General features: G+C 52.1%; 11 protein-coding genes. 6 read left to right on the top strand and 5 right to left on the bottom strand.

Annotated elements, in window-relative coordinates:
• Positions 1-62: 62 nt before the first annotated feature.
• On the top strand, positions 63-443 hold the full coding sequence (gene crcB / locus Q9292_RS10835; protein ID WP_313987877.1) for a fluoride efflux transporter CrcB: 381 nt from the start codon (positions 63-65) through the stop codon (positions 441-443).
• A 63-nt stretch (positions 444-506) separates the two neighbouring features.
• Here crcB and Q9292_RS10830 read toward each other — a convergent pair whose 3' ends face one another.
• Positions 507-3,230: an Rne/Rng family ribonuclease gene (locus Q9292_RS10830; protein ID WP_313987874.1), complete on the bottom strand. Its 2,724-nt coding sequence runs from the start codon at positions 3,228-3,230 to the stop codon at positions 507-509.
• Positions 3,231-3,892: 662 nt separating this feature from the next.
• On the opposite strand from Q9292_RS10830, the gene Q9292_RS10825 reads away from it, so the two are divergent.
• The 5 genes from Q9292_RS10825 (at position 3,893) to Q9292_RS10805 (ending at position 7,663) form a co-directional block, all read left to right on the top strand.
• Positions 3,893-4,969 carry a pseudouridine synthase gene (locus Q9292_RS10825; protein WP_313987997.1) on the top strand — a complete coding sequence of 359 codons (1,077 nt, stop codon included), beginning with the start codon at positions 3,893-3,895 and terminating at the stop codon, positions 4,967-4,969.
• Positions 4,970-5,042: 73 nt separating this feature from the next.
• Positions 5,043-5,696 carry an HAD-IA family hydrolase gene (locus Q9292_RS10820; protein WP_313987994.1) on the top strand — a complete coding sequence of 218 codons (654 nt, stop codon included), beginning with the start codon at positions 5,043-5,045 and terminating at the stop codon, positions 5,694-5,696.
• Positions 5,693-6,043, top strand: a complete 351-nt coding sequence (locus Q9292_RS10815) for a Rieske (2Fe-2S) protein (protein WP_313987870.1) — start codon at positions 5,693-5,695, stop codon at positions 6,041-6,043. Before Q9292_RS10820 ends, Q9292_RS10815 begins: the two co-directional genes overlap by 4 nt.
• A gap of 109 nt (positions 6,044-6,152) precedes the next feature.
• A complete protein-coding gene (locus Q9292_RS10810) occupies positions 6,153-7,133 on the top strand; it encodes a S49 family peptidase (protein ID WP_194748439.1) in 981 nt (326 codons plus the stop codon).
• Positions 7,134-7,201: 68 nt separating this feature from the next.
• Positions 7,202-7,663: a GNAT family N-acetyltransferase gene (locus Q9292_RS10805; protein ID WP_313987867.1), complete on the top strand. Its 462-nt coding sequence runs from the start codon at positions 7,202-7,204 to the stop codon at positions 7,661-7,663.
• A gap of 103 nt (positions 7,664-7,766) precedes the next feature.
• Here the strand turns inward: Q9292_RS10805 and der are convergent, their stop codons facing one another.
• From der to Q9292_RS10785, 4 genes are read right to left on the bottom strand one after another with little or no spacing between them, the layout of a single operon-like run.
• Positions 7,767-9,200 (bottom strand): ribosome biogenesis GTPase Der, encoded by a 1,434-nt coding sequence (gene der, locus Q9292_RS10800; protein WP_275355481.1) that lies wholly within the window; start codon positions 9,198-9,200, stop codon positions 7,767-7,769.
• Positions 9,200-10,414, bottom strand: a complete 1,215-nt coding sequence (bamB, locus tag Q9292_RS10795; RefSeq protein ID WP_228518736.1) for an outer membrane protein assembly factor BamB — start codon at positions 10,412-10,414, stop codon at positions 9,200-9,202. Before bamB ends, der begins: the two co-directional genes overlap by 1 nt.
• Before the next feature lie 6 nt (positions 10,415-10,420).
• The gene (locus Q9292_RS10790) at positions 10,421-11,059 is read right to left on the bottom strand and encodes a YfgM family protein (protein WP_194747799.1); all 639 of its coding nucleotides are present in this window, start codon (positions 11,057-11,059) and stop codon (positions 10,421-10,423) included.
• Between the two features lie 35 nt (positions 11,060-11,094).
• Positions 11,095-11,904: an ATP-binding cassette domain-containing protein gene (locus tag Q9292_RS10785; protein WP_313987860.1), complete on the bottom strand. Its 810-nt coding sequence runs from the start codon at positions 11,902-11,904 to the stop codon at positions 11,095-11,097.
• Positions 11,905-11,909: the final 5 nt, after the last annotated feature.

The following is an 11,909-nucleotide window of genomic DNA, read 5'->3' as shown; positions in this document are numbered from 1 at the left end:
TGAAGCTGAATGTTTTTAAACTTATGATACATTGCCTGTTCACGTTTTAGAAGGATATTCAAATGAAATCATGGCTAGCAGTCGCATTCGGTGCCAGTGTTGGTGCATGGATCAGATGGGGCCTGTCATTGAGCTTGAATCAAGGTGGACTGATCCCGCTCGGCACTTTTCTCGCCAATGCCATTGGTGGCCTGTTAATGGGCATTGCGTTGGGTATCTTGCAGGTGATTCCAACCCTGTCTATGGAGTGGCGCTTGTTGATGACAACCGGTTTTTTGGGCGGGTTAACCACTTTCTCAACCTTTTCGGCAGAAGCTTTCAGCTTGTTACAAAAGCAAAATTACGGTGGAATGTTGCTTTATGTCACCTCGCATGTGGTGGTCTCTATCTTGCTGACGATAGTCGGCTATTGGAGTATCGTGCGTTGGCACTCCAGTTGGTAATACCATTGATGCCATAAAAAAAGAGGGCCTGACAGGCCCTCTTTTTTATCAGACTCAGTTTGATTACTTCTGCGTCTCTACCATGACCAGTCCATCTTCACCGGTGCTGGCTTCGTCTTTTTTCCATTTAGCCGCATTACGTGGCTTTTTGGTTTTTTGGGTGGCTTCCACGCCCGTATTCACCACTTCTGCTTTGGTCTCTACCAGTTGAATGCCACTGTCTGCCTGGGCTTCTGTGGTTTTTGCCGTGGATGGCTTGCGTTTACGGGCCGGTTTCTTTTTCGCGTCCGCTGGAGCTTCAGTGGTTTCAGTCACCACAGGGGAGGACGTTGCAGCGGTTTCCACCAATTCAATCCCGCTGGTGTCTACCGCCTGATCAGCCTGTTTCGCTTTGGCTTTTCCTGCTGGCTTGCCTGCTCTTGAACGATTGCGCGCAGGTTTTTGTGCCTTGGGCGCTTCAGTCTGATTGTCATCTGCGCTTTGGATGGCGGTGTCTTCAACGGGCGCTTCCACTGCGGCAGCCGGGTTCTCTACGATTGGTGCGGCAGCCACTACTTCTACTGGGCTAACTGCGGCAGTTGTTTCTGCCACCGCAAACGTAGGCACTGTGTCAGCAACAACTGGTGCAGCGGCAAGATTGACGGATGCAGCAGTTTCAGTCACCACACTGTTTTCAGACTCTACAACGTTCTGGTTGAGCGCTTCATCACGGTTACGGCGATCACGGCGGCCATGACGGTTACGGCGGTTGCCGCGCTCACCACGTTCCTGCTTATTGTCGCCTGATTGCGCGGTCAATGCGGGCTGATTGGTCTCTGCTTTGACTTCTTGATTGGCTTGGCGCTCTTGACGTTCTCTCTGCGCAGGTTTTTCCTGTGCCGGACGCTCCTGGCGAGGTTTGCTACCATGCTGCGTTTCCTGTTGCTCTTTGCCTGCACGTTCATTGGCTGGACGCTCATTACGCTCTTGGCCGCGGTCACGCTGACGGTCACGACGGTTACGGTTTTTGTTCCGGTCACGGCCATGCTCTTTGCTTTCGCGCGCTGGTTTTTCAGGTTCTGAGGGCACCACTTCTTTTTCGTCCAGACCAAGCCAGGACTTGATCACGCCAAAGAATGATTTTTTCTGCTCAGTCACTTGTACCGGCGCAGGCGCAGGTTTCTCTTCTACAATCGGGGCAGATGTCGCAGGCGTAATGCCTTTGACTAAAGCTTCTGCTTTGGCAGGGGCTGCAGCCTGTTCCAGGCGATGCTGGTAATCAGACTCGCTTGGCAAGTCCACCATCTTGTAGCTGGCTTGCGTGGTTTCTTCGTTCACATCATCATGGCGGATACGCAAGATGTTGTAATTTGGCGTTTCCATATGGATGTTAGGAATCAGGATCACTTCCACGCCGGTACGTTGCTCAATCTTGTGGATGTCGGCACGTTTTTCATTGAGCAGGAAAGTGGCGGCTTCAACCGGCAACTGTACCTGAATGATGGCGCTGTTGTCCTTCATGGCCTCTTCCTGCGTGATACGCAGGATATGCAAGGCCGTGGATTCGATACCGCGGATATGACCTGTACCGTTACAACGTGGGCAGGTCATGTGGTTGGTTTCGCCCAGGCTAGGACGCAGGCGCTGGCGGGACATTTCCAACAGGCCAAAGCGTGAAATCTTGCCCATTTGCACGCGTGCGCGGTCGTGATGCAAGGCGTCGCGCAGGGCGTTCTCGACATCACGCTGGTTGCGCTGATTTTCCATGTCAATAAAGTCAATGACCACCAGGCCACCCAGGTCACGCAGACGCATCTGACGTGCCACTTCTTCGGCCGCTTCAAGGTTGGTATTAAACGCGGTTTGTTCAATATCTGCGCCTTTGATGGAGCGGCCAGAGTTGACGTCGATGGACACCAGTGCTTCGGTGTGGTCGATCACGATGGCCCCACCGGAAGGCAGACGTACTTCACGCGCAAACGCAGATTCGATCTGATGTTCGATCTGGAAGCGGGAGAACAGCGGAATTTCGTCCTGATACAGTTTGACGCGGGTGACATTGCCTGGCATCACGTGGTTCATGAACTGCAAGGCTTGCTCGTGTACGTCAGCGGTATCAATCAGGATCTCGCCGATATCAGCACTGAAGTAGTCACGGATGGCGCGGATCACCAGGCTGCTTTCCTGGTAAATCAGGTAAGCGCCAGGCTGGAAATTGGAGGCATCTTCAATCGCTTGCCACAATTGGGTCAGGTAATTCAAATCCCATTGCAGCTCTTCTGCATTGCGGCCAATGCCAGCGGTGCGGGCAATGATGCTCATGCCGTTAGGCACTTCCAGTTGCGCCATGGTGTCGCGCAACTCATTGCGATCTTCACCTTCCACGCGACGCGAGACACCGCCTCCGCGTGGATTGTTGGGCATCAAGACCAGGTAACGGCCAGCCAGCGAGATAAAGGTAGTCAGCGCAGCGCCTTTGCTGCCGCGCTCGTCTTTGTCTACCTGCACAATGACTTCCTGACCTTCTTTGATCACGTCCTGAATACGGGCGCGTCCTTGATCCGGTTTTTCCTGGAAGTAACTGCGGGCGATTTCCTTGAACGGCAAAAAGCCGTGTCTGTCAGTGCCGTAGTCGACAAATGCGGCTTCGAGAGACGGTTCAATACGGGTGATCACCCCTTTGTAGATATTACTTTTGCGCTGTTCTTTACCAGCGTGTTCAATATCCAGATCGATGAGTTTTTGTCCATCGACGATCGCAACGCGCAATTCTTCTGATTGCGTTGCGTTAAACAACATTCTTTTCATGCAGGGCTCCTAGACGAAGCCACAGAATAGAGATGTGCGCAGGGCGGGCCGTGGTCGTAAACAACCACCAGAACTTAACGAAGTGACCAAGATGTCACCGGGGATGTGCAATGGCTTTTGCAAGGTGCGCTACAAGATTGTCAGCGCAGCAGGCAGGCATCAATATGCACTTGAGTGCAGCCAACACTGAATGTGGCTGAAGACTCGGTTTCTGCAAGGGGCAGTGTGTGCGTGGCAGGAGTGTGTGACCTGTATTGTCCAGCGCGATAGACTGCAAAAATAAAACCCTAAACAGAGGGCAATTTCGTTAAAATTCGGGTTGGCTAACGCCGAGCTCATTTCTTTGGTTATTCTGCGTGAGCTTCGCGTTAAAACATTTCTAATTAATTATCGCTACTTGATGGCGAGCGGTATTCACCAAAATTTTTTTGATTCTGAATGCAGTGACGAGACCCAAAATCTGGCGAGTCCGGATATCAGGGCTCACAGGTCAGAGATGAAAACAGTTTGTCATCTCGAAATCGGCATGGCAATGTTGTCGCTTTTGCCGGAAAACCATTGATTCAGAATCTCGACAGTATATCCATAAGTCCTGATAAAGCAAAGCACGACCTGCAACTATGAGCTCACAATTACGATCATCCACATCCGCGACGGCCGCAATGGCTTCCAGCCTCGATTCCGAGCCCAGGCCCGCCAGTGATCGAGTCACATTCTTGATGGTGGACGAGGCGTCTGAAACACAGCGGGTAGATAACTTTCTGACCAAGGTGCTCAAAGGCGTGCCTAAAAGCCATATTTACCGGATTTTGCGCAGTGGCGAAGTCCGCGTCAATAAGAAGCGCGTTGATGCAGAATACCGATTGCAACTGGGCGATGAAGTGCGCGTGCCGCCCATTCGCCTTGCGGAAGCCGCAGCCAAGCCAGCCGCTCCAACGGTCAAGGCCAAGTTGGCCGAGCAAGTGATTTATGAAGATGATGCCATGTTGGCGCTGAATAAACCGGCCGGGATGGCGGTGCATGGTGGCAGTGGCATCAGTCTGGGCGTGATTGAGCAATTGCGCCTGGAGCGGCCGCAAGCCAAATTTCTCGAGTTGGTGCACCGTCTGGACCGTGAAACCTCTGGTGTATTGATGATTGCCAAAAAACGCTCGGCCTTGACTGCCTTGCACGAAGCCATGCGCCATCATCATATGGATAAACGCTATTTAATCCTGGTGCAGGGGCAGTGGACAGAGGCGAAAAAGAAAGTCACCCTGGATTTGCAGAAATACGTGACAGAAAGTGGTGAGCGCAGGGTGCAAGTCGTCGATGAACCTTTGCTCAATCACGAGGCGGGCGGCAGAAAGTCACTCAAGGCAAGTGGCTTCACCGCCAAGCGACACGCGGCCAAAGGCAAGTTTGAGGTAGAAACGCAAATCTCTGAAACCTGGTTTTACCTGCAATCCGTGTTGGGACAGTACAGTTTTTTACAAGCCAAATTAATCACTGGACGTACGCACCAGTTGCGGGTGCAGTTGTCTCATTTGGGCTTCCCGATTCTGGGCGACGATAAATATGGTGACTTTGCCTTGAACAAGCAATTAAGCAAGCAGGGCTTGAAACGTATGTTTTTGCATTCCAGCGAGACACGGATTGGCCATCCGCTGACGGGCGAGCCCTTGCATTTGGTGGCACCGTTGCCGGCAGAATTAGAAAGCTTTTTGCAACAACAACGTCAACTTCAGGCCGTAAAATAAAGTTGGTCGTGTGTTCTGGCCGCATCAATGTTGAGTTTTAAAGAAAGTTTGCTGAGTGAAGAAGTCTGATTTAGTGAAACAGTTTGATTTAATTGTCTGGGATTGGGATGGCACCATTGCAGATTCTACCGGTTTGATTTCTCAGGCGCTGATCAAGGCCGCAGAACAGGCAGGCCTACCCGGCCTGACCGAAGCTCGTGCGAGCAGCATCATCGGCCTGGGCCTGCGCGAATCCATAGAAGTACTGTTTGGAGATATTCCAGAGTTTCAGGCACAGGCCCTGGTCGCCAATTACAACCGTAACTATTACAACAATGAAAACAATATTGTATTGTTTGAAGGAATTGCCGAAACGATTATTGCCATCGACCGCAAAGGCTGCAAGCAGGCGGTCGCGACAGGCAAAGGGCGGCGTGGCTTAAATACCGCTTTGCAACAATCGGGCCTGGCCAGGTGCTTTAATGCCACCAAAACCGTGGATGAGTGTTTTTCCAAACCGCATCCGCAAATGCTGGATGCGCTCATGGACGAACTGGTGGTGATGCCAGAGCGTACCTTGATGATAGGCGACTCACAATATGATATGCAAATGGGCAAAAACGCAGGGGTGATCACGGCTGCGGTCAGTTATGGGTCGCAAACAGCTGAGCATTTACAGCAGTATTCCCCGGATTACTTGTTTCATGATGTGGCAACATTAAGCGCCTGGTTATTGGAGCAGACATGAGCCTGAACGCCGTCACTTTTGACAGTGCCGCCTTGCCTGAAAAAGGCGATGGGTTACGCTTTGATATCCCGGCGCTCGGTCCCCATGCGACCGGCTTTGTTGTCCGCTTTGAGGGCAAGCCCTATGCGTATGTTAATCGCTGTGCGCATGTGCCGGTGGAGCTGGACTGGGAGCATGGTAAATTTTTTAACATGACACAAGAGTGGTTGATCTGTGCGACGCATGGAGCCATGTACGCGCCAGAAACCGGCTATTGTGTGGTGGGGCCATGCCAGGGCAAGCGCCTGTCATCCATCCCTGTTACTGAAGCAGATGGCATGATCACGGTCCATCTCGATCAGTTTTAGTGATGAGGATTCGTCCGTGTGACAGCCTCTGCCTCATTGCTTAAATAGCCAACGGCGAGCACACAAATATTGCTAGAATAGCTAAAAATTAATAGACGAAAGTTGAATGATGCAAGAAAACCATACGCCATCCTCAGACACACAACCGAGCCCTGCCTCGCAGGATTGGGCTTTGCGCACGGTAGAAAAAATTGCACTGGCCGGATTGCAGGAGCAAAAAACAGCCAGACGCTGGTCTGTGTTGTTCAAGTCGCTGACGTTTATTTATCTGTTCTTCCTGCTCATGATGTTGTTGGGCTGGGTCGGGCAAAGCAAAAGCACCTCTATTGCCCACACCGCCCTGATCGACATTTCCGGCGTGATTGAGGCCGGTGGCCAAGTCAATGCCGATGCGGTGATCAGCAGCCTCAATGATGCTTACGACAACAAGGGCACCAAGGGTATTATCTTGCGTATCAACAGTCCAGGTGGCAGTCCGGTACAAGCAGGCATCATCAATGATGAAATCCACCGTCAGCGCAAATTGCACCCGGAAATTCCCGTTTACGCTGTGGTTGAGGATATCTGCGCTTCGGGTGGCTATTACATTGCCGTCGCAGCGGACAAAATATTTGTCGATAAAGCCAGTATCGTTGGCTCCATCGGCGTGCTGATGGATGGCTACGGTTTTACTGAAGCCATGAAAAAGGTGGGGGTAGAGCGCCGTTTGATGACCGCTGGCGAAAACAAAGGCATGCTGGATCCATTCTCACCGGTCAATCCAAAGCAGCAGGCGTTTGCGCAAAGCATGCTCAATCAAATCCACCAGCAATTTATCACCGTAGTGCGTGAAGGCCGCGGTAGCCGCCTCAAGGAAGATGCAGACACCTTTAGTGGCCTGTTCTGGAACGGCGAAGAAAGTATCAAGCTGGGTCTTGCGGATGCGCAAGGCAGCGCAGAATACGTCGCCCGTGAAGTGATCAAGCAGGCTGAGATCGTTGATTTCACCTACCAGGAGACGGTTGTGGATCGCTTTGCCAAGAAGTTGGGGGCCAGCATGGCACAAGAGCTGGGCGTGAGCGCAAAAAATCTGCTGCCCACCTTGCGATAACCTTTGAAAGGGATACAAAGGGACCGCAAGGTCCCTTTTTTTGTTTGCCGTATGACTGAAGGACTCTCATGACACAACCATCCCGTTTCCATATTCGTCCAATCGCTGGTGAAGATCATGCCGAGTGGTCAGCCTTGTATGCTGACTACGCCAGGTTTTATGCTGTGAATCAGTCAGTCGCCATGCGGGAACAGGTCTGGCAGTGGTTACACCAGCCGTCTCCCGCCATATTTGCTTTGGTGGCAGTGGATGCGCAGGGGCGCCTGATTGGATTTGCACATTATCGTGCTTTTGTTAGACCCTTGGCGGCGAGCATGGGCGGTTATCTCGATGATTTGTTTGTAGCATCCGCGGTCAGAGGGCAGGGTGTTGGCACCGCTTTGATCAAGGCAGTGGTGCAGATTGGACAACTGCAGGGATGGTCGGTGATCCGTTGGGTGAGTGCTGAGGATAACCAGCTGGCACGTGCCTGCTATGATAAGCTGGCAAGGCATACAGGCTGGCAAACCTATGAAATCAGCTTGAAATAAGTCTGATTTCAAGTTGAGCACTCAAGAGGCGTGCTGCCAGTGCGTGTGAGCTTGACTGCGCAGGATGGAATAAAGCAAAAGCCCATCCTGAGCGCCCAAGCAATTATTTTTTGGTTTTATTTTGCTCGTTGCGCGCTTTCAGCTTGGCGCGCATTTCATTTTTACGTCTACGCATGGTGACCAGGCCTTCGCCTTTTTTGCGCTCTTCTTCTTTATCAAACGGGTTTTCACCCTGATGGTATTGCACGCGCAGCGGTGTGCCTACCAATTGAAAGGCTTTTCGGAACACCCCTTCGAGAAAACGCGTATAGCTCGCTTTGACGCCATCAATGTGGTTACCGTGTACCACCACAATTGGCGGGTTGCTGCCACCCTGGTGTGCATAGCGCAGTTTGGGGCGAATACCACGGCTGATGGGTGGTTGATGCTGGGTGGTGGCCTCGCCAAGCACGCGCGTCAGTTGTGGCGTGGCTAACTTGGCCATGGCTGCCTTAAAGGCAACATCAACTGAGTCCAGTAACTCATTCAGGCCTTTTTTACGCAGCGCCGAGATGTAGTGGAATTTTGCAAAGTCGAGGAATTGCAGTTTGCGGTCGATTTCGCGTTTGATCCATTCGCGCTCATCATCCTGCAAGCCATCCCATTTGTTAATGGCGACGACCAGAGCACGTCCGGCATCGACAATATAGGCCGCAACGTGTGCATCCTGCTCGGTAATGCCCTCTTGGGCATCCACCACCAAAATAGCCACGTTGGCGTCTTCAATCGCTTGCATGGTTTTGATCACGGAGAATTTTTCAACCGCTTCAAAGACCTTGCCGCGTTTGCGTACGCCCGCAGTGTCAATAATCGTATAGTGCTTGCCGTTCTTTTCGAGCGCGATTTCAATCGAGTCGCGAGTCGTGCCTGGCTGGTCAAAGGCAATCACGCGGTCTTCTCCCAGCAGCGCATTCACCAGTGTCGATTTGCCTACGTTAGGGCGGCCAACAATTGCAATGCGGGGATTGTCCGGATTCACAGGCTCGGCAGCTTCGATTTCCTTATCGGCGATGGTTTCCAGCGCCAGTTCAATCAAGTCTCTGACCCCTTCGCCATGCGCGGAAGAGATGGACAGGGGTTCACCCATGCCCAGTTCATGAAAGTCAGCGCTGACGATGGCTTTGCGCATGCCTTCGGTTTTGTTCACTGCCAGCAGTACCGGCCGCTGGGCCTTGCGCAAGGTTTGCGCAATGGTAAATTCTTGCGGTGTCAGGCCAGCACGGGCGTCGACCAGGAAAATAATGACATCGGCTTCATCAATGGCAAGCAAGGTTTGCTTGGCCATTTCTTTCAAGATACCCGTATCTGCGGTGGGCTCAAAGCCGCCAGTATCAATGACCAGATAGGGCTGGCTGGCGCCCAGGCCTCGGCCGTAATGCCGGTCACGCGTGAGACCAGGCAAGTCGGCGACCAGCGCATCTCGCGATTTGGTCAAACGATTGAATAATGTAGATTTGCCGACATTGGGTCGGCCAACAAGCACGATGGTAGGTAGCATTATTTATATGTCACTGCGTAAAGGTGACCGTCACGCGATTGTGCAAGAAACTGGTTGGCATTGGTGCCTGCGATCAATGCCATAAGGGGTTTGGAACCTAATTGCAGACGACCAACAAAGCTGCCGTCATCCTGGCTCAGTAAATGGACATAGCCTTCCAGGTCACCAACAGCCACAATATTGCTGAGTGGTAGAGGCACAGTCAGGTTGCGGTAGCCCAGGTTGCCCTGGCGCCAAAAAGTTTTGCCATTGCTGGCATCCAGTGAGTAGACTGAGCCGATGGTGTGGCTCAGGTACACTTTGTTATTTTCTGCGGTCAGGCCGACATAGCTTGAAATATCGCGGCTCCACACCACTTGTCCACGCTGACGGTCAACGGCGGCGACTTTGCCCTGATAAGCTACCACATACACCAGCGGGCCATCGACAAACGGCAAGCTGGTGATGTCTGCAATGCGTTCGATTTCGGTCACGCCTTTGGGTTGGGCAACCGTTGCTTCCCAAATTAGTTTGCCATTGTCGGCACGAATCGCCACCAGTTTTCCACCTGGAAAGCCTGCATAAATCGCGCCGCCATCTACGACGATGCCGGCATGCGTTTTGAGCGAGAGGGAAGGGGTGGCACGTTCATAAGACCATTTGCGTCGGCCATCCGCCGCATCAATACCGTAAATGTGGTGATCGGTGGTACGCACAATTACCGTACCATCATAATAGCGCGGGGAGCCTTGTATTTCACTGGAGAGCACGGCGCTCCAGAGCTTTCTGCCATTCAGGTTGAGTGCATAGACGTGGCCTTTGCTGGTCCCGACCAACACCAGGCCACCGCCCAGTCCTGCACCACTGCTGATGGGCTCGCCTAATTCTGTTTGCCACAGCGTTTTGCCATTTTCTGCAGAAAGCTGCATCACGCTGCCTTCAGCATTGACGGCATATACCATGTTGTCAGCCAGGACAGGCACGTAGCTGAAACGGCCTGCCTCGCCCACATCGGTGGACCACTGTACGCGTGTCTCGTAAGAGGATTTGATATCCTCAAGCTCTACAGGCGGGTTGGCAGGCTCGGCACCAAAAATACTTTCACTTAAATTGGTTTTAACGTCGTTGAATGCCGTACACGCAGTCAAACTGCTCCCGATGACACACAGGGCAACCAGTGTCCATTGTTTGAGACGGTGAGACGGGACAGGCATGGCGGCAACATTCAACTTCATTAGCAATTATCCTAAAGCATCCAGCTTCTGCTGGGTCAGGTAAAACAATTTTCCTTCAGGATCAAGCGCTTGCAATGCTTTGGTATAGGCTTGTTTCGCTTCTTTTTCCTGTTTTTTCGCCATCAGGATATCGCCAAGCAAACTGTTTTTAATGCCATCAAAGCCTGGGTCATTGATGCCTTCCAGGGTTTTCTTGGCATCGTCGAGTGCATTGCGCTCAATTTGCAAGCCGGCAATTTCAATGGCGGCCATCTGTTTAATGGCGGGTTCTTTTGCTTCAGCCATCGCCCAGCGCAATTGCTTTTCAGCGGCTTCTGACTGCTTGGCTTCATGCAATGCGCGCGCTGCAAACAGGGCGGCACGGCCTGCATAAGGGGTCATGCTGTAGTCTTGCTCAATGGCTTGCGCTTCTTTGCTAATTTGCTCGGCTTTTTTGCTATCAACATCCAGCAATGAGCTGCTGATCAAGGTCTGATAGGCGGTAGAGGCGGCAGTGGCCTTGCTATTCATGTAAGACTGGTATCCTTGCCAGCCGCCATAGACGACGACCGCTGCAATCACCAGGCGGGTGACCAGTTTACCGTTTTTGTTCCACCAGGCTTTAAACTCGTCTAGTTGTTCCTGTTCTTCCAAATCGTATGCCATTGAATTTCCTGCGTATTCTTGTATTAGGATCTTAATTATGCGGCAGCCCCGCGCATGCCTTGACCAGGAATTGCGCTGAGCAGCTGTTGGGTATATTTTTGTTGGGGAGCATTATAAATGGTTTCTACGCTTCCTTGCTCAATTACTTTGCCTTTTTGCATGACCAGAACCTCATCGGCAATATGCCTGACCACGCGTAAATCATGCGTGATAAACAGATAACTGAGCCCCATTTCTTGTTGCAGTTGCTTGAGTAATAACAGGATTTGCGCCTGCACTGATACATCTAGCGCCGACACCGGCTCATCGCAGATGACCAGCTTGGGCTGCAGAATCAGGGCACGCGCGATGCCGATACGCTGGCGTTGGCCGCCTGAAAACTGGTGCGGATATTTGCTGGCATCTTCAGCTTTTAGCCCGACTTTTTCCAGCATCTCAAAGACGCTGTTTTGTTGTTGTTTTTTATCGCCGACGCCATGGATCACCAGGCCCTCGGCAATGATTTCACCCACACGCATTCTAGGGTTGAGTGAAGCAAATGGGTCCTGAAACACCATTTGCATATGGCGGCGTGCATGACGCAGGCTGCTTTGGTCTAGCGCGAGAAAGTCCTGACCATCGAACAGCACCTGGCCTTGGTCTAGCGGCAACAGGCGCAAAATGCCGCGAGCCAGTGTCGATTTTCCGCTGCCAGATTCGCCGACCACAGCCAGCGTACTGCCGCGTTTGAGTTGCAGGCTGACATAGTCGAGGGCATGTATGGTCTGGGTATTCAGCCCGAGCGTGCCCGTCCGCTGACGGTAACTTTTGCTTAGATGATGGGCTTGTAACAGGAAATCCGTCATATCGA

Origin of the sequence: Methylophilus sp. VKM B-3414 (assembly GCF_032248435.1) — a bacterium.
GTDB classification, from domain to species: Bacteria; Pseudomonadota; Gammaproteobacteria; order Burkholderiales; family Methylophilaceae; genus Methylophilus; species Methylophilus glucosoxydans.
This window is presented reverse-complemented; position numbering and strand designations above follow the sequence as displayed.